Source organism: Anaerosolibacter carboniphilus, assembly GCF_014205875.1.
Lineage (GTDB): Bacteria > Bacillota > Clostridia > Peptostreptococcales > Thermotaleaceae > Anaerosolibacter > Anaerosolibacter carboniphilus.
The window spans coordinates 1-19,711 of sequence record NZ_JACHEN010000008.1; the positions used below are offsets into that span (position 1 = coordinate 1).

The window sequence follows — 19,711 nt, forward strand, 5'->3', positions numbered from 1 at the left end:
ATCCTTCCAGATTTATATACCCACTGACATGATTATTCGGACTTTTTTAAGATAGAAAATGGATAATCCATCTAACTATATATTACAAGGGAACGACGCCCTCGTCGTTCCGAAATATAGATGCTAAAAACAAAGGAATGGCAAAGGAGCGAGTTCCTACGGAATACTTGTGGAGGGTAAAAATTTAATATGATAAATCACAAAAAAACGCTTTCCTAAAATGCAGGATTATCAGGATTAGCTATCGAAATACAGCACATAAATGTTTTACGTTCAAACAATAAAAGGGGGGCATAATCCATGAAGTTAAGAAGCAAGATCCTTTTTCCTATTCTACTGGTCATGATTGTAGCGATTGGGATATTAGGTTTAAGCAACTATTACAATGCCAAGGATACAATCATGGAGCAACTGCAGGAACAGGCAGGCAATGAGCTAAATACCATAACCACCATTATGCAGTTAAACAGTTCAAGTTTGAAAACTTTAATTGAAACGCTAAAAATAGGGGGAGAGGGCTATGGCTATGTGATAGATGATAGGGGCATCATCACAGTCCATCCTGAGCAGGAAATGATCGGAAAGAAGCTAGACGATTACGATTGGGGAAAGACGATTCTTGAACGGAGAAATGGAAATCTCACATATGGCTTTGATGGACTTGAAAAATATGCTGTGTTTCAAGCTGTAGGAGGAAGTATTGTGGTGGTGGAAGTTCCAACAGAGGAGTTTATTGGCCCTTTACGTGCATTAAAGGTACAAATTGGAATTATACTTTTAGCCGCAATGTTAGCAGCCACCTTGATGATTACGCTATTGATTCATAAGACTACAATCAAACCTATAAATAAACTTATAGATGCGATGGAACAAGCTGGAAAAGGGAATTTGAGTGCAAGGATGAATACAAAGTCATCAGATGAAATGGGTAGATTAGGTGAAAGCTTCAATCATATGACAGAAAATATCAAGACATTGGTAAACAATGTAAAGGTAACGATTTTAAAGCTCCAACAGGCCTCCGAGATTATCGCTTCCTCCACAGAAGAAGTGAGCGCTTCCACCATAGAAGTAGCAAGAACGATTCAAGAAATCGCTAAAGGGACAACGAATCAAGCTGTGGAGACGGCAGCAAGCCTGGAAATGACCAATACATTAGCAGATAAAATAGTAGCTGCCAATGAGAAAATCAAAGTTACTGCGGCAGGTACCACGGATATGAGATTAAAAAATGAGCGAGGAATGAAAGCGATCCATGTGCTTGAAAGTAGATTCGAAGAAAATACAAAGGCTTCTGTTGTTGTTGCAGAAAATGTAGGAGCTTTGGCTGAAAAATCCAAGTCCATTTCAATGATTGTGGAAGCCATTAAGGCAATCGCAGGACAGACCAACTTATTGGCATTAAATGCTGCTATAGAGGCTGCAAGGGCAGGAGAACAAGGTCGGGGATTTTCTGTTGTAGCCGACGAGATTCGCAAGCTGGCAGAGCAATCTGCGAAAGCAACAGAGGAGATACAAAGCATTATTGGAGATATTATCCGTATTATTAGTACAACCAACTATACCATGGAAGAAGCAAAAGCAATCCTGACCAACGCCAATGGTGCTCTCGTAGAAACAAAGGAAACATTTGAGGGAATAAAAGGCGCTGTAGAAGAGGTAACCAGTCAGGTTGATTTGCTAGACGCAGATATCAATGAAATGGACAGTGCAAAAGCAAATGTTCTGAAATCCATAGAAAGTGTATCTTCTGTTTCCCAGCAAACAGCAGCTTCAACCCAACAAATAAGTGCATCTGCGGAAGAACAAACGGCTTCCATGGAGGAAATAACCTCATCCTTACAGGAACTAAATAATATGGTGAATCACCTAGGTGAGGCCATAAAAATATTCAAGTTCTAAGGCATTCTAACAAAAGGTACCATATTTGTAATGAAAACATTCAGATTCCTGATGGAATAATCGGGAATCTTTTATTTTAAATATTTTTTTAATTTTTGAAAAAACTATTAACACTAGAGGGATTGTCTGTGGAAGTAAATTGAGATCCAGAAGAGGTGACAAAATGAAGGTAGCGATCATGGGTGCAGGTTTGTCAGGTCTATCCTGTGCTTTAACCCTTGAACAACATGGGCTGGATGTAACAATATTTGAGAGTAGAAGTCAGACGGGAGACAGATTCGTAAATGGAGAAATACTCCTTTCTATTTTGCAAAGGCCAGTTTCCGACTGTATTGTCTATTTGGCAGAGAAGCACAATGTTTTTTTACACCCGACAAGCAATATTTCGAAGCTTATGCTATATAGTGAGAAAGAAGAAACAGCTATTTCTGGCTTTCTAGGGTTTACCAATATAAGGGGACGGCATGAAGACTCCTTTGAAAAGCAGCTAGGGAGACAGGTGAAAAGTAAGATTATTTATAATAGTGATTATACGTACAAGCAATTAATGAAAGAGTTTACCCATGTTGTTATGGCTACGGGGGATGCAGCGTATGTGATGAAGCTTGATAATTATCGTAAAGATTTATCTGTGACGCTGAAAGGTGCAACGGTTGAAGGCCATTTCACACCAAGTACAGTCATTGCGTGGTTAAACAATGAATTTGCACCAAAAGGCTACGCCTACTTGATCCCATTTTCTGATAAGGAAGCAAACATTGTGATTGCATACCCAGATTATCCAGAAAACAAAGCAAAGGATATTGATAGGTTATGGGAAAAATTCTATCAGGAAGCCTGCAGTAAATTAAATCAAGAGATGAGGATTACCGATGGCTTTGAAGTTACTGAATATATCATAGGAGTTTGTCAGCAACCTAGGCTAGGAAATACCTTGTTCACTGGCAATTGCTTTGGATCAATCATGCCGTTTCTGGGATTTGGTCAATGGGTTGCACTTTTGACAGGTATCTATGCAGCTCAAGATTTGTCCGGTATGGGGAGATACGAAGAATTAACAAAGCCTTTACGCCAAGGATATGAGAACTCTCTGGTTTTAAGGCGAGGGATGGAAAAAGCAGATAATACAAGATTTGACCTAATGATAAGAGCCTTAGGTGGAAGGCTTGGAGAAAAACTCTTCAATAGTGGGCATCACGATCCCTTAAAGCTTGTAAGCTATCTGCTGAGGCCTTTTGTATGAAAATATACAATAACTGTTGCATTCTTTTGAATATAATGCTATGATGAAAGTGCTATGATGGTTTAACGACCATCAAGAGATAGATTTAATACAGTTAACAACATTTCCTCTTTTAGGGTAATAATGTGAACCAGATTAAATCTTAATCAACGAAAAAGGAGGAATGTTGAAATGGCAGATAAAACTTTAGCATGTAAAGATTGTGAGAAAGAGTTCGTTTTCACAGAAGGCGAGCAAGCTTTCTACAAAGAAAAAGGTTTTGAAAATGAACCTCAAAGATGTCCAGCTTGCAGACAAGCGAAGAAGCAACAAAGAAACAATAACAACAGAGGCTTCAGAAGATAATATATCAATAATGAACCCTAGAGGATTTTATCCACTAGGGTTTTTATTTTTTTATACGATAGCGCATTTTTGCATTTTGCTGTGAGTTTTAATATATGAATGCCTATACGCTTGTTTCGCAGTTGTAGGAAAATACGTCGCAACGATAACGGTTGGACAGGGTCGTCCAACCCTACAAAACCACAGAGAATCATGTTTTTTGTAGAGAACGATGCCTCATCGTTCCGAAAAAAAATAGGGATTCAAAACCGCGGAACGGCGCCGATCCCTACGAAGTATGGTCACAATCGGGCGGGATCTCCCACCCGATTGTGACGCAATATTTATTCAATATATCTGATGGAAAGATTCTTATATTTTAAATTGTTCGATAACCTGTTCTAGCTGTGTAGATAAGACTTTTAACTCATGGGCATGGCTTGATACTTCTTCTACCGCTGCCAATTGTTCTTCGGATGACGCAGACACTTCTTCAGTGGCAGCCGATGTTTGCTGGGTAGAAGCAGAGATATTTTCCATAATTCCTACAATCTCGTCTTTCATATTTCTCATAGATAGGGTTTCTTTACTAATTTCATTTACACTAATAATTAGCTTTTTGAGAGCACTAGATATTTCCTTGAAAGCATTCTTTGTATCATTTACTGCAGTATTTTGTTCTTTAGATACAGACTTAACGAGTTCCATTGTTTCCACAGAGGAATTAGAATACTTATGTATGTCCCCAATAATATCTTTGATCTCTTTCACTGCGTTCTCCGATTGTTCAGCCAGCTTTCTGATCTCATCAGCTACCACTGCAAAACCTCTACCCGCATCTCCTGCCCGTGCAGCTTCGATAGATGCATTCAGAGCCAGTAAATTTGTCTGTTGAGAAATTTGTGTAATGGTTTCTGTAATAACATTGATTTTATTGCTGCTTTCGCTTACTTTGTTAATAACCTCACTAATACTGTTTGTGGCTGTATTATTCTTATCTGTAGTACCAATTAGTGTTTCAACAGCTTTCAATCCCTTATCGCTTAATTCATCGGTTATTGAAGCTACTTGATCCATATTTATGGCTGAATCGGCTACTGTTTCAATGTTGTTTGCCAATATATCGACTTTGTTTACCGCATTTTCAGTGCTATTTGCTTCTTCCCCAACGGCTTGAGCCACCTCTTGTATGGTCGTTGCTACTTCGTTGATAGCCCTAGAAGTCTCTTCCGTAATCGTTGCTAAGGAGTCAGAGAACTTCATTACTGTCGTCGAAGAATCCTTCATTGTGGAAATAAGCTCCTTCATATTTCGTAGCATAACGTTAAAAGACTTTGCCAACATCCCTGTTTCATCCCTATTTGAAATGTTTAGCTCCATAATGCGAAGATTCCCTTTGGACACCTCTTCTAAATTATTGCTAATCATCTGTATAGGTACAGATATATGTCTAGAGAATAGGATAATAGCAATCAGGCCTAGAATAGTAGATCCTGCTAAAATGAACAACAGTAATTTTAAGATGGCATGAGAACCTTGATTATAATCTTGCATATAGGAACCAGCTGAGACAATCCAACCCCAATGGGGGTCTTTTTCTTGATAGGATATTTTTTCTCCTACCTGTTCAGAGTTTGGTAATGTCCATGTATAATAAACAAATCCGCCACCATTTTGAGCAGATTTTATTTGTTCTTGAACAAGTTTAAACCCTTTGCCGCTTTTGTCTTCTACATCCCACACATTTTTACCCTCTAGAGAAGGATGAGCGACCTCTAAACCATTTTCATCATATACTACAAAGTAGCCATTCTCTCCTAAATTAATGTTCTTATTGATGTCTCTTTTGCCTTCGCTATTCATCTTGCCCAACAAATAGATTTTAACTTCTTCTTGGGCCTCGGCTAAAGTTTTATTTCCCGTACTTACTTCTTTTTGTTTAGTATCAATAAGCTGAAGTGCCTGTTTGACACTGTTCTTTAGTATGACTTCTCCTTTCTTATTTAACTCGGTTGTTGCAATTCGATAGCTAACGATTCCAGTAACTAATAACGGAAGGATTAGTAAAAGGGATGTCATCGCAATCAGTTTGGTGCGAATAGAGCTTGTTAAGTTCAATTTGATTCTTTTTGTTTGCATAAGCGTGCCTCCAGTTCTCATTTTAAAATGGGAAGAATTTAGCGTAGATGGAACTTGTTTGATTGACTAACTTAAATTCGACAATTTTTGTCAAAATCCTTTTAATAAAGAAGTATTTGAGTATGGTTTATAATGGGAAACTCAAAACCTATCTATTTTTACTCTTATAATTTAAGCTTAAGGAGTACTTTCGATTTTTGCTTTATAGATTGAATTGCCATAAGAAAAAATCATTCATTGACTGATTTTTGGGTATAAAATAGAAAACAACTCCTTAGAATAAGAAGTTGCTTTGTCTCTATCCATTTCTTACGAATATATATCAGAAAACTCGATATTTATCCTTTCGATATTTATTTCCCCTGTAGAAGCAATTTCGTCATATTCATTATTTTCGCTATTCATGAATATAGCAGGCAGCTTAATAATAAATTCACTTCCTTGACCATAAATACTTTTTACACCAATCGTTCCGCCATGGAGCTCAACAATTGATTTAACAAGAGATAAACCTATACCACTGCCTTCAGCTCTTCTACTTAAAGGATCATTTACTTGTCTAAATTTATCAAAGATTTTTTCCTGCATATCTTCGGGAATACCTATACCTGTATCTTTTATAGAAATAATGATATTCTCATCTGCATCCTGTATGTTTACCTCTATAATACCTCCTGGATTTGAAAATTTTATGGCATTTGAAAGTAAGTTCAGGAGTACTCGTTCTATTTTATCCGCATCACAGGCAATAATTTTTTCTTCTATGTCTGTATCAAAAACAAGTTCAATCCCTTTGCTTCTTGTATATTCCACAATGGATAAGGTAATATCTTCGACGATACTCACAATATTATAATTCTTATAATTCATATGTAAAAAGCCTGAATCTATCTTTGTTATATCAATTAAGTTGTTAATCAACCGTAATAAGCGGTGACAATTTTGCTTCATAACATAGATATACTTTTTGAATGAGGTATTTTCAGCATGAAATTCACTAACTTGAAGCAATTGTACTGTACCAAGGATCACATTTAACGGCGTTTTCAGTTCATGAGATATCATTGAAAAAAACTGAGTGATTGTCTTATTATATTCTTGCTCTTTTTCTAATTGGATTTGTTTTTGTTGAATATCTTTTTGTAGTTGCTCTTTTTGTTTTTTTCCAGAAATATCTCTGACAATGATAACAGCAGAAGTATCCTCATTTATTGAGTATGGAAAACCTGCAGCTTCAATATCCAGAACGGTACCATTGTGTAAAATGATTTTTTGCTCTAAAAATGGTAGGACTCTCTTTTTTTCTAAGATTTCTAAAAGTATATTATGAATCGTATTGCTACAGGAAGGATGCGTCCTTAAAAAATCATGTTGATTTTGATTCATTAGTTGTTCAGGAGATCCTACTTGCAGTATCTTAGCTAAGGCTTTGTTTGCATAGATGTATTTACCTTTATCTATAATTCCAATTCCTTCGGGCATCATCTCGACCAATGTTTGGTAGCGCATTTCATGGTCTTTTAATTGACTAACTAAATGTAGGCTATTTGTAATATCACGAAAGCTCCAAATACTGCCTAATATTTCTCCGTCAGTTATAAGGGGCTTATATAATTGCTCTATGATCCTTCCATCTTTGGCCTTAATATAATGTATATTTTCTTTAGAAGCGTGGGGTTTTTGTTGAAAGTTCAACAGGATTTTTCTAGAATCACTGCAATGATCTTTTAAAAATCTTATGATATCTTTAGCTTCTCTTTTCTCAATAATCTTTTCAGGGATTTGCCACATGTTGATTAATTGGTTATTTATTTTCATGAGCTCTCCATCGATGTTTATCACCATAAATCCAGCTTCTGTTGAATTAAGAATAGAATTTAGTACAGCTTGATCTTTTAATAATTCTTTCTCAATAGCTCTTCTTTTATCATTTTCTGATTGTAATTCAGCATTGCTTTCTTCTAGTTCACTCATGACTTCTTCTAGATAAATATTCGTCTTATTTAAAAGATGGTAAGGCTCTTTTAGATAGGTTTGCACAATGGATTTATATACAAAGTAGAAAGATAGTAATTTGAAAATATGTCCAAGCATATTTGAGAGACCATATACACTAACATAAAATACAAAGAACAACTCAGAGATAGCTGTAAGTGTAATAGAGAGGATCAGATAAAAGAAGACTTCACGTGATTGGGATTCTTTTTTTCTTACTAAGAAAGATATTGCTATCAATAAAATACCGCAAATGATATATTCGCTTATTTTTTTGAAAGAAGTTAGGCCGATCCCTTCCACAAAGCAGTTAGGGAAAATGTTCCAATAAAAAACAGATAGCAATAAAAAAGCAGAAATGACAGAATATAAAAAAGTCAGTTTAGATACTCGAGTCCGTCTATTTAAAAATATAGATACAATAACAAGCGATATACTTTCTATGTATCGGGCTATAATCCATAGTTGTGTTGGCACATTTGCGTCTAGACCAGAAAAAATGTTCATTCCTTTATAAGTAATCGTATGAATAAAATCGAAACCCGCAACAAAAGAATAAGAAACTCCTAGAAGTAACAGAGAATCATTTTTCGTAAAGGTATGAGTGTTAAAGGCAATTACCATTACGCCAAGACCAATAACGATGCACAGACCCTCTACAAGGATATGAAAGAACAGATAATTTTCAAAACTGGAATATATGAGACCTAGCATAATTGATGCAAAAAAAAACAGTCTGATCAATGATTGCTTAGACATGAATTGAGATAGTTTTCCGAATGTAAAATTATTTTCCAATGTTTAGCCCTCCCTAAGTGGTCAAATGTTAAAAAAATCTAATAAATAACTCAATTTAAAATATTGCTGAATACCGTTTTATAAGTTCTACAAAATACTGGAAAATCCTTTGCGAATTTTCCTTCGTATCAAGAAAAATAAAAATTATATGTATAAATATATTGGAGGGTTAGTATCGAATACACATACTTTGTAAATTCAATCGTTAGAAGGTATTTCCATTATAAAATATAAAGGATTTGTTTCAATGCTGTCGAATTTAGTTATATGTCGAAATATGGTGTCAGATGTTGAAAGCAATTTGTTGAAAGGAGGCCGAATAAGTGTTAAAATTACCCTTGTTGGCATTATTTCTAAGGACAATACCTGAAGGAGTATTGCTCATTTTTGCTGGCTATATACTTACAGGTGAGAAAATAGATAAAGGTAGGGTTATACGATCTGGTATTATGTTAGGAATAATAACATACCTAGTTAGGCAATTACCAATTAATTTTGGTGTACATACTATGATTACTCTGCTAGCATATATCATTTTGGTGCATAAGATAAATAAGATTGATATTATTAAGGCTATTTCCGTAGCAATAATAAGCTTCATTATTATCTCATTTGCAGATTGGGTTACAATTCTATCATATATAAAATTATTTCAAATGGATGTAGAAATACTACTTAATCAATCGTTTCTAAGTATTTTGCTTGGAACACCTTCTCTATTATTAATGTTTGGTATCATGTGTTTAATTGGTTCTATAAGAAAGAAAAGAATTAGATAAGAGGGTAGGGTTAGAATGTATTTAATTGAAAAACTATCGAATCGTTTTGCCTCTCAAATATCAGTAATCTTAGGTTTTGATAAAGATTATGAAGAAATTCTAGCTTATGGAGCTTTTGCTATTTTGCATATTTTATGGTCAATTCTGTTAATCACTGTTTTTGGAATTTTATTTGGTGTGCTTTTAGAGTCTTTGATAATATCATTTACGGCAAGTATTTTAAGAAAATATTCTGGTGGTGTTCATGCAACATCACCGAATAGATGTGCGACGATAGGTACAATTATATTCGTAGGATTTTCTGTAGCTATAAATCAATTCAATTCTATAAATTTAGTCTTTGCCTTAATATTTCATATTCTTAGTTTTATATATGCTTATTATATTATTTCAAGATATTGTCCTGTAGATACTCCTAACAAACCAATCATTAAGCAGGAGTCGAAAGAGCGACTTAGGAAAAAGTCATTTCAATTTATTCATCTTTGTCTTATTTGTTCAGTCGGATTATTCATATTATATTTCCAGAGAATAAACTATCCAGCAATGAAACTTATTTTAGCAATATGTATTGGATTGGTATGGCAATCATTTACTTTAACAAGATTAGGTCATCTAATAATATCAAATTTAGATATTTTATTAGCAAAAACTTCTTTTATTACTGGAGGTGACAAAAGATGAAGAAGCATTTATTTACTACACTTGCTGTTTTTGGAGCTACAGTTTTAGCTTTTTTTGCTAGCACGACTGCAGCATCCGCTTGTGTATGGGGAGTGTATCAACCTACAGAACCAAAGCTGCTAAGAGAAAAATAAAAAGGGAGGTCGGAAATTGACCTCTTTTTATTTTAATTTTCTACAATTTTAACTAATTATAGTAGAGTATATATAGGTGAGAAAATGAATTTATATGAAGATAGTAGAAGAGAGAATGTACATAAGGTTGTGGCAATAGTTAAGTTAATATCAATATTATTTTGTGGAATAATAGTTTTTAGTATCTATGGCAATCGATATAATTCTATCGCCCGAATTAGCAGTGATAATTACGATCTGGTATCTGTTACTACGATTTGCGTCGGAACATTAATGCTAATATATGAATTGTGGATTTTTTCGTACAAACGAAGCCGTTTTCAGAAAAGATGGGATATAAGTGATATTATTGAGACAATACTTTTTGTTGGAGTTTTTTATGCAATTGTTTTTGTATCAGGAAAGCATTTGAGTTCTTTTAAATTTTTATTCCTGTTCATTATTATTACATCAACTATACAATTTGGAATGTACCATGGATTACTTTGCGCATCCGTGTGCTCAGTTATGATTCTGACTACAGATTTAATTTTTGGCACGAGTAATGCGAATGCAAATAGCTTTTTCGAAACAGATTTAGTGTTAACGGGTGTATTTGTATTAACGGCATGGCTGCTTGGAGATTATGTGAAAATCGAAAAAAATTATAGAGAAAAATTACATGCTTTGGTTAATATAGATGAGTTAACGGATGTCTATAATCACCGATATTTTCAAGAAAAATTAACTACTTCTATGAGTGAAGCTGAAGAAATGAATCATTCTGTTTCGCTATTGTTTATAGATATTGATTATTTCAAAAGTTATAATGATCTTTATGGACATCTGCAAGGGGATAAAGTATTAAAAAATATTGCACAAATCTTAAAAAACAGTATAAATGACCAACAGACTTTAGCGAGATATGGCGGGGAAGAGTTTGCTGTAATAGCTCCATCTATACCAGAAGAAGAAGCGATTGAATTAGGTGAGAAAATCAGATGTGCCATAGAGAATACATGCTTTGAGGGTGAAGAAAATTTACCAGGAAAGAAGCTTACGATATCTATAGGTGTATCCTGTTTTCCAGATAAATCCAAAACAAAGCTAGAGCTAATAAATAGCGCAGATGATGCCCTATATAGGGCAAAGTTTTTTAATAAAAACAGAGTGGAGGCTTATGTTTCGGTCCTAGATGAGTTAAAGAAAGATATCGAAACGGAACATATTGATCTGATTAGTTCATTCAAGACATTAATCAGTGTAATTAATGCTAAAGATAGATATACCTATGGGCATACGGAGCGCGTCGTTATCTATTGTAAACTTATAGCTGAGAAGCTGGGTCTTAATGAAGCGGAGAAAAGAATATTAAAATATGGCGCGTACTTGCATGATATAGGTAAGATCAATATCCCAATTGATATTTTGAATAAAAAAACAAAGCTAACCTTTGATGAGTGGAAAATGATTAAAAGCCATCCTGAACAAGGAATTGAAATATTAAAGCATGTGCCTTCTCTACAAGATATTATTCCACTCATATTACATCACCATGAGAAATATGATGGCACTGGATACCCTTCTGGACTACAGGGGGAAGAAATCCCTTATCTTGTTAGAATCCTAAGTGTAGCTGATAGCTTTGATGCAATGACATCAAATAGACCTTATCAAACAAGGAAAGACTATCAGCAGGCAATGGAAGAACTCCAAAGATGCAAGGCTATACAATTTGATCCAAATATTGTGGATATGTTTGTCGAAGCAGTGGGAGAAAAAGAAGGGTTTATCAGCTGAGGTATCTAAACATTTTCCAAACAATTGAGGGTGATAGCCACCACAGAAGAGGACATACATCTAAAGAATAGATTGATTTAAAGATCCGAAGCAGAATTTAATAAAGCTCCTGGTAATCCAGAAACTTTAATTTTGATTATATAAATATAAAAATCAAGCACGTAATGATCTACCTTGCACCACCATAGATAACTTATTACCTAGCTATGATCTTTCGACCATAACCAAGCAGGTCATTACCCATGATGATGGTTCGTTCGACCATGCAGAATACCTTAACAGCTATATGCAACCTCTCGGCTGCATATAACCATCAGTCTTACGACCTGCGGCACTCTGCAGGATCTTCGCTCGACCCTACATGATAAATTGGGACCCTATTACAATCAATTGAGGTCGACTGCAATAAAACCTTTCTTTACCATATAGAATCTTCCCTCCGACTGCATACGAACCCACTAGGATCCGTATGCAATCTTTGGCCGACCTATATACACCCCTTATGAGAGCATATATAAGTCTTGGCTCAACCATTACGTACCTGATGATATTATATTAACCATTCAAAGTAGGATATATAACCGCTAAATTATTCCAAAAATTAGTTTGAAAATTCTTTTTGTGTTATGCGATAACCAGCTGGATATAAGGTATAAGGGAGAAACCCTTAGAATAACATTATATGTAATAACAAAGGAATGGCATAAAGCCTGCCATTCCTACACTCTTTATTTATTAATATTCTCGATTCATTCCATAATATGATCTAGTATATTGGTGCGGGCGTGGTAGCATGCAATGGTGGGAGGATAAATGAGAAGGTAATTGATGTGAGGTGGCATTCATATATTTATGAACATGCCCATCAACGTAATTCGTTATCCCTTGCATATAATGTATATGGCCACCAGGAATCTGTATTGCTGGACCTGTATGTCCTATATATTCATGCCTATGCTCGTCTTCAACAGTAGTATATCCTTCATAATAGTGAACATGGCTCCCATATGCAGGTATAGTTCCATGAGTATATCCTCTATATCTATGGATATGACCATCATCGTATGTCGTAACCCCCTGATATTCATGGGTGTGATCCTTGTTTTGCCCTTCAAAGTAATTATACATCTTGCTTCCCCCCTATTTTATTAAATAAATGGATTATATATCTATTGTCAGTTCTACTATATTCGCGAGTGGAAACTGATGTTACAATTTAGGACACGGACAATATCTTTTCAGAATCTAACTGAGGGTAAATATACACATCGATGTATAGTGAATTTACTTCTTTAGAGCCTGCGGTAGGTACCAAAATAATACTATAAACAAAAAGTTTTATTATTCAGATCACTTTTAATGATTGTGAGAATATGAAATTAACAGATGCATAGGAAGTTTTTGTTTAATAGTAAAAATTGGTGGTATTAATTTAACAAACTGCATGGAAGTGGTTTAATTAAGGAGAAAAAGGAGGACAATGTTTATGGAGAACAAAATGTTTTGTTTTCAGTGTGAGCAAACTCTTGGAGGTAAGGGATGTGTAAAGTCCGGGGTATGCGGAAAGGACCCAGTGGTTGCGGGGCTTCAGGATTTATTAGTCCATATGCTCAAAGGAATTGGCTTTTATGGATACAAAGCTTTGGAAAAGGGACATAAAATTGACGAAAACACCCATAAGTTTGTAATAGATGCAATCTTTTCAACCCTAACAAATGTAAATTTTGATCCGGAGAGATTTGAATCCTATATTAAGAAGGCTTCTGAGGTAAAAGAGCAGTTAAGAGCATTGGCAGGAGAAATTGGACAACCTGTCCCAAGTGCAGCTGCCTATGAACCACCTATGACTAGGGATGAGATGTTAGTAGATGCTAGTAAAGTAGGTATCATGGCGGATAGCAGTTTAAATGAAGACATAAGATCCTTAAGAGAGTTATTGATTTATGGAATGAAAGGAATGGGTGCATACGGTCATCATGCCCATGTTCTAGGGAAAATGGACGAAACCGTTAGCAATTTCTTCTATAAAGGCTTGGCAGCTGTGATTGATGATACTTTAGAAGTGGGAGACCTAGTGAATTTAAATATGGAGCTAGGACAAGTGAATTTTAAGTGTATGGAGCTTTTAGATGGTGCGAATACAGGAACTTATGGACACCCAGTACCGACAGAGGTTTTGATCACGAAAAAGAAGGGGCCATTCATTGTGGTCTCAGGTCATGATCTAAAGGATTTAAAGCAGCTGTTAGAGCAAACAGAAGGTAAAGGGGTCAACATCTACACCCATGGAGAAATGATACCAACCCATGCATATCCAGAATTGAAGAAGTATTCTCATTTAGTAGGAAACTTTGGTGGCGCATGGCAGGATCAACAGAAAGAGTTCGATGGCATTCCAGGTGCTATTTTGATGACGACAAACTGTTTACAAAAACCTAGGGAAAGCTATAAGGATCGAATCTTTACTTCAGGTATTGTTGGTTTCCCAGATATTACCCATATTGAGGAAAAAGATGGGGTTATGGACTTTACACCAGTCATTGAAAAGGCTTTAGAACTTGGCGGATGGTCAGAGGACGAAGTGGAAAAGAAGATCCTTGTTGGTTTTGGGCATAATACTGTTCTAGGTGTTGCAGATAAGGTAATTGATGCAGTTAAAAAGGGTGATATTAAACATTTCTTTTTAATAGGAGGATGTGATGGAGCTAAGCCAGGACGAAACTATTATACCGAATTTGCAGAAAAAGCTCCAAAAGATACAATTATATTAACACTAGCATGTGGAAAATTCCGATTCAACAAAATGGAATTCGGTACCGTTGCAGGACTTCCAAGATTACTAGATATGGGTCAATGTAATGATGCTTATTCAGCAATAAAAGTAGCCGCTGCCCTCGCAGAAGCCTTTGAATGCAGCGTCAATGAACTGCCATTATCGCTGATCCTGTCTTGGTATGAACAGAAGGCTGTGTGTATTTTGTTGACGCTTCTATCTTTAGGTATAAAGAATATCCATATAGGACCTTCGCTACCAGCATTTATTTCACCAAATGTATTACAGGTATTGGTGGATAATTTCAATATTACACCTATCTCAAATGTTGAAGCGGATATGGGTGCAATCCTAGGTACAGAGGGTGCATTGGCTTAAGTAAGCATTTAAATTTTCATACTAGAATGTATACCTGAAAAAAGATAAACTCTCCAGCAGAACAAATACTGGGGAGTTTATTTATTGCCTATATTACTAAATCCGTCATCAGTTTGAAAGCCCTTTTGCTGCTATAGGTTCACCATGGATATAAGGAATGAGGGAGAAACCCTTGAGTATTGAAGTAATAGAATTCATTCATCATTAGGCTATTTATTACCATATCAATACAAGTCAAATCACCTTAAAAAGTTGTCTAGATAAATGTTGACAACCCAAGAGAAACCGCATGAAGAGACAGTAAGATCTTTATGAAAACAAACATATTCGTATTGCATTAGCACTCTAGCTATTAGGGTGTATTTTTTGTCGAAAATGTTCAGAAAATGTTCAGACCCATAGATTATGATGATCTATGACGTAAGTTCTAACTTTGCTTCATTCAAATAGACAGTAAGAATTGGACTTAGGTCAATAATTTAGACACAAAAAGTAAGATATTTATACATAGTTATATTTTTTCTTCATCTTATCATCAAAAAACGAATAAGGGGGTAGAAATGCAAAGCAATAATTAATAAGTAGTAAGAGTAGATTTAAACTTAGCCATTATCAATCATACTAAAGGAGGAGATCAAGTGAAAGGAAAAAGAATTTTAGCGTTGATTTTAGTATTGGTCATGCTACTACCTACGGGTATAGTAAATGCTGGCGCATCTGGACTTATGGATGGCAATAGCGAAATGGAAATTAAAGAAGAAGGAAATATACCAATATCCGATACATTAGATATAGTTAGCATGCAGTCCGATCTAACAGTGACATTACAGGTATACAGCAATACCGCAGGGGAACTTGATACAGAACAAACAACATTTAGTATTGATGGAGGTAATACAGATAATTGGAGCATTACAGACAACGTATTAAATGTTAAAAGAGATACTCCTTCGGGAACATTTACTATCAATGCAGTTGTATCTGATTATTTAGTAACTAAGACAATTAATGTTTTAGGTACAGATGAGGAACCAGCAGAAGGACCTATATTATTACAATCTTTAGGAGAGGATTTTATCCATGTACCTCCAGCTATAATAGGAACAGATTACAGCCCGATATCTACAATCACAATAGCTGCGAACTATCCTAATGTACATAGGATCTATATGCATACTTATATGAAAACAGGGGCAGGTTTAGAACCTTTTGGGAATCTGACACTTGAGAATATAGAAGAGAATACGTGGCAGCCAATGTCTCCGTTAACTTCTGAAGATGTCGAATGGATGATTAATTATGGCGTAACCGAAATCTTGTACTATTTCAGGATTGATAAAGTAAAGGGAGACATAGACCCAATTATATACCCATCAGGAGCTGATCAAAATGGGTATGAAACCGCATTTAAGATATCGTTACCAGGCAAGAATTCAGCTCCTATAGTTACTCATACGCTTCCCACAGTAACATCCCTTGATAGTATTCCAGCAACATTCACTATTACAGGATTACAAGAAGGCGATGTTCCATTAATAAACGTATATCATAGATCTGCAATTAATCAGCATGGTTTAAGTATTGTAAAGGGTTTTCAGCAGTTAAATCATGAGGGTGGAAACGTTTATACATATGATCTAGCAGACCCAGAGTACGCACAGATGCAAGCATATGCGATTGAATATTTCGTGTATGTTATGCGAAACGGAGGACAGGCATGGTTTTACTATCCAGATAATGTAGATCCTTCTAGGCTTACAGATTTATATGCAATTTCGATACCCGAGGGGCTGATAGTAGCTCCGACGCCTACTTTAGATACTTCGGAGTTGACAAATCTAATAAATGATATGTTTAATGTATACAACAATGCAGTAACTGGAACTATGCCAGGACAGTATCCACTGGAGGCCAAGTTTACTTTTCTTGATGCTATTTACTCAGCAGTATATATAAGAGATAATGCAACTATACAGTCCGAATTGGACAACGCAGTAGTAAATTTAAACATAGCATACCAAATGTTTTTAGGTTCAGCAGTACAGATACCCGTCGTGGATAGATCTGCACTGAGTGCGTTAATAGGAATTGCTAATGATTTATACTACGATTCAGTAGAAGGTACGGGAGTAGGTCAGTACCCAGTAGGATCTAGAAATACATTGTGGCAGGCTTTATCTGTAGCAGAAGATGTAATGTATGCTGCAGAAAGTAGCCAACTTGATGTAGATAGTGCTACTAATACTTTACAAGCAGCTGTAACAGCTTTTGAGAACTCCAGAATAACTGAAAAAAGTAAGCTTTTAGGATTAGAGATAGTAGGCGGTTCAGAATTTGTGGTCGATGAATCTGATAACATACCTTTATTAATCGAAGGTACAGTATCTAATGCGGTAACGCAGCTTGAAATTTTTACTATGAAAAATAATGACTTAGATATAGTTAAAATTGGTGGTGTAGATGCAGAATATCCTACTGTACTAGATCTTCAAACAGGTTTAAATACGTTTGAAATTACAGTGCAAGAGGAAGGTAAAGCAGTACAGACTTACACTGTAAAGGTAACCAGACAACCACAAACCAGATCAGTCGTTTTATCAATACGTGATGCGAGAACCAAACAACCGTTAGCAAATGCTACTGCTATAATTAACGGGGTATCTTATGTAACGAATAGTATTGGTAAAGTAACGATTCAAATTTTTGCAGGAGCTAATGACTTGGAGTTTTTTAGAGAGGGCTACATAGCAACAAGATATGATGGTTTTGTTATACCTTCTACATGGTCTGGTGTGGTTGAAGAATTAGTAAGAGAAAGAGTAGTAGATATTATCGTTAAAGATAAGAGTACTGACGAATCGGTAGCCAGTGTATCTGTCGTGTTAAATGACACTATTTACACTACAGACCAAAACGGTAGAGTCACGGTAACAATTGGAGAACTTGGCAATACTATTAGTTTATCAAAACCAGGATATACATCAGTAACTGAAGCTTTCGATTTATCAGATGATGAAGAGTATGTTTTCTTGGTCGAACAAACAGTAGATAAATCATCTCTACAGGCAAAGTTTGATGAAATAGAATTATTTTGTCAATCAGTAGATGTAGGCATAGAACCTGGGCAGTACCCTGAAGAAGCAGCAGTTAGATTCGATCTAGTATTAATGGAAACAGTCAATATGTTAAACGAAAACGATGCTGCAACACAGCAGGAAGTAGATGAGCTTCTAGACTTATTGATTGAAGAATTTGAGATATTTAGAAATTCAGTAATTCCTTATAGCGTATCCTATGATACGGACTTCACGGTTTATTGGGGAGTAGCAAATCCTCTAGCGGATGCAACTATTTCTATTAATGGTTCTACTCTTACTACAAATGATCAAGGAAAAGCAACCATTCAGCTACCAAATGGGACTTATTCATATACCATTAGTAAGACTGGATGGGAGACTCAATCAGGTCAAATTGTAGTAGACGGTTCGGAAGTTTCGATAGAAAAAACATTATTACCAGCATCTACAGTAGTAGTGAAATATCCTGTAGAATTTATTGTAAAAACATCTACAGGCGTATTACCAGTATCAAAAGTTTCAATTAATGGTTATGATTTAACAGTTAATGAAGAAGGAAAAGCGATAATTAACTTACAAAACGGCACGTATGATTACAGTGTAAGCAAGGCTGGATATGTAACACAAATAGGAACTATCGAAGTAAGCGGAAATGCTGTTAGTGTCACTGTGACAATGGTAGCATCTCCAGCAAGTGGTGGAGGTTCCACTGGCGGCAGTGGCGGAGGTGGTAGAAGCTCTGCAAATACTCCTCAACCTACTGTAGCTCAACCTGCAACGAAAATTACAGATGGTTTATCCACTGTAGAAACAGGTCAAGGAACTGTAAAAGCTACAAGCACAGAAATTAATAAAATAATGGAACAAGGGAAGCCAGTAATACTAGAATCAACTGTAGCTAAGATTGATTTTGGTAACAAGAGTTTAGCCGTTCCAGAAGTAAAACAAGGATTAAGTGCATCATTAGAGTTAGGTGCCCTTCTAACGGAACAAAAGAAAACTGAAGAAGTTTTAACGGGCGCAAAGTTGCAAAGCTATGGTTTACAGCCATTAGGTGGTAAGGTCTTAGACTTGGTAGCACAATTAAATTATAGTGATGGGACAAGCAAAAGAATCAAGAGTTTTGCAGAACCTGTGAAAGTAACAATAAATCTTAAAGAACTAGGCTTGACAGGCGCAACAAATAATATGACAGCTGTAAGATTTGTTCCTCAAGCAGACGGTGCGTACCGTACAGTTAAGTTAGGCGGAACTTATAACAGCAAAGAAGAAACATTTGAGTTTTACACAGATTCTTTCAGTTTGTACAGTATCGTAAAAACCGATAAAATTAGCAAAATCAAATTAACGGTTGATAGCAATGATTATTCAGTTGATGAAGTTAACAAGCTAACGGATGTTGCACCTATCATCAAGGATAATAGAACCCTTGTACCCATCCGAATAGTAGCCGAAGCATTAGGTGCAAAAGTAGATTGGAACCAAGATTTACGACTTGTTACAATCACGTTAGATGGTCAAGTACTCGAATTAACAATTGATCAGTTAATTGAAGATATGGATGTTCCAGCGAAGATGATTGATAACAGAACAATGGTTCCTATTCGTTATATTTCAGAAAAATTAGGTGCTTACGTTCTATGGTTTGGTGAAACGAAAGTTGTAGAGATCATCAAGTAGATAGGAAATAAACAATAATAAGTAGA

The 19,711-nt window shown here is 35.6% G+C and carries 12 protein-coding genes; 9 read left to right on the forward strand and 3 right to left on the reverse strand.

Going from position 1 to position 19,711, the window contains the following annotated elements; genetic code table 11:
• Positions 1-300 precede the first annotated feature (300 nt).
• From HNQ80_RS07665 to HNQ80_RS07675, 3 genes are all read left to right on the forward strand, one after another.
• Complete coding sequence (locus HNQ80_RS07665; RefSeq protein ID WP_184309838.1) at positions 301-1,902, forward strand: methyl-accepting chemotaxis protein; 1,602 nt, start codon at positions 301-303, stop codon at positions 1,900-1,902.
• A gap of 139 nt (positions 1,903-2,041) precedes the next feature.
• Complete coding sequence (locus HNQ80_RS07670; protein WP_279288968.1) at positions 2,042-3,145, forward strand: NAD(P)/FAD-dependent oxidoreductase; 1,104 nt, start codon at positions 2,042-2,044, stop codon at positions 3,143-3,145.
• Between the two features lie 171 nt (positions 3,146-3,316).
• The gene (locus HNQ80_RS07675; RefSeq protein ID WP_184309842.1) at positions 3,317-3,490 is read left to right on the forward strand and encodes a zinc-ribbon domain-containing protein; all 174 of its coding nucleotides are present in this window, start codon (positions 3,317-3,319) and stop codon (positions 3,488-3,490) included.
• A gap of 351 nt (positions 3,491-3,841) precedes the next feature.
• On the opposite strand, the gene HNQ80_RS07680 is transcribed toward HNQ80_RS07675, so the two are convergent.
• Positions 3,842-5,608: a methyl-accepting chemotaxis protein gene (locus tag HNQ80_RS07680; RefSeq protein ID WP_184309843.1), complete on the reverse strand. Its 1,767-nt coding sequence runs from the start codon at positions 5,606-5,608 to the stop codon at positions 3,842-3,844.
• Positions 5,609-5,917: 309 nt separating this feature from the next.
• The gene (locus HNQ80_RS07685; RefSeq protein WP_330602804.1) at positions 5,918-8,362 is read right to left on the reverse strand and encodes an MASE3 domain-containing protein; all 2,445 of its coding nucleotides are present in this window, start codon (positions 8,360-8,362) and stop codon (positions 5,918-5,920) included.
• A 362-nt stretch (positions 8,363-8,724) separates the two neighbouring features.
• On the opposite strand from HNQ80_RS07685, the gene HNQ80_RS07690 reads away from it, so the two are divergent.
• From HNQ80_RS07690 to HNQ80_RS07705, 4 genes are all read left to right on the forward strand, one after another.
• The gene (locus HNQ80_RS07690; protein ID WP_184309847.1) at positions 8,725-9,180 is read left to right on the forward strand and encodes a hypothetical protein; all 456 of its coding nucleotides are present in this window, start codon (positions 8,725-8,727) and stop codon (positions 9,178-9,180) included.
• Positions 9,181-9,195: 15 nt separating this feature from the next.
• Positions 9,196-9,864, forward strand: coding sequence for an accessory gene regulator ArgB-like protein (locus HNQ80_RS07695; RefSeq protein ID WP_184309849.1), 669 nt, complete (start codon positions 9,196-9,198; stop codon positions 9,862-9,864).
• The gene (locus HNQ80_RS07700) at positions 9,861-9,998 is read left to right on the forward strand and encodes a cyclic lactone autoinducer peptide (RefSeq protein ID WP_184309851.1); all 138 of its coding nucleotides are present in this window, start codon (positions 9,861-9,863) and stop codon (positions 9,996-9,998) included. Before HNQ80_RS07695 ends, HNQ80_RS07700 begins: the two co-directional genes overlap by 4 nt.
• A gap of 507 nt (positions 9,999-10,505) precedes the next feature.
• On the forward strand, positions 10,506-11,777 hold the full coding sequence (locus HNQ80_RS07705; protein WP_330602800.1) for a bifunctional diguanylate cyclase/phosphohydrolase: 1,272 nt from the start codon (positions 10,506-10,508) through the stop codon (positions 11,775-11,777).
• A gap of 735 nt (positions 11,778-12,512) precedes the next feature.
• On the opposite strand, the gene HNQ80_RS07710 is transcribed toward HNQ80_RS07705, so the two are convergent.
• Positions 12,513-12,905, reverse strand: coding sequence for a YmaF family protein (locus HNQ80_RS07710; protein ID WP_184309854.1), 393 nt, complete (start codon positions 12,903-12,905; stop codon positions 12,513-12,515).
• A gap of 358 nt (positions 12,906-13,263) precedes the next feature.
• Between HNQ80_RS07710 and hcp the strand changes: the two genes are divergently transcribed.
• Both hcp and HNQ80_RS26420 read left to right on the forward strand, forming a co-directional pair.
• Positions 13,264-14,928 (forward strand): hydroxylamine reductase, encoded by a 1,665-nt coding sequence (hcp, locus tag HNQ80_RS07715; protein ID WP_184309856.1) that lies wholly within the window; start codon positions 13,264-13,266, stop codon positions 14,926-14,928.
• Positions 14,929-15,566: 638 nt separating this feature from the next.
• Complete coding sequence (locus tag HNQ80_RS26420) at positions 15,567-19,685, forward strand: copper amine oxidase N-terminal domain-containing protein (protein ID WP_184309858.1); 4,119 nt, start codon at positions 15,567-15,569, stop codon at positions 19,683-19,685.
• Positions 19,686-19,711 lie beyond the last annotated feature (26 nt).

Bases quoted from the DNA above. Each gene is read 5' to 3' on its own strand.
- HNQ80_RS07685 (WP_330602804.1), bottom strand. From the start codon at position 8,362: ATGTCTAAGCAATCATTGATCAGACTGTTTTTTTTTGCATCAATTATG.
- HNQ80_RS07695 (WP_184309849.1), top strand. From the start codon at position 9,196: ATGTATTTAATTGAAAAACTATCGAATCGTTTTGCCTCTCAAATATCA.
- hcp (WP_184309856.1), top strand. From the start codon at position 13,264: ATGGAGAACAAAATGTTTTGTTTTCAGTGTGAGCAAACTCTTGGAGGT.
- HNQ80_RS07675 (WP_184309842.1), top strand. From the start codon at position 3,317: ATGGCAGATAAAACTTTAGCATGTAAAGATTGTGAGAAAGAGTTCGTT.
- HNQ80_RS07700 (WP_184309851.1), top strand. From the start codon at position 9,861: ATGAAGAAGCATTTATTTACTACACTTGCTGTTTTTGGAGCTACAGTT.
- HNQ80_RS07705 (WP_330602800.1), top strand. From the start codon at position 10,506: ATGATTCTGACTACAGATTTAATTTTTGGCACGAGTAATGCGAATGCA.
- HNQ80_RS07680 (WP_184309843.1), bottom strand. From the start codon at position 5,608: ATGCAAACAAAAAGAATCAAATTGAACTTAACAAGCTCTATTCGCACC.
- HNQ80_RS07710 (WP_184309854.1), bottom strand. From the start codon at position 12,905: ATGTATAATTACTTTGAAGGGCAAAACAAGGATCACACCCATGAATAT.
- HNQ80_RS07665 (WP_184309838.1), top strand. From the start codon at position 301: ATGAAGTTAAGAAGCAAGATCCTTTTTCCTATTCTACTGGTCATGATT.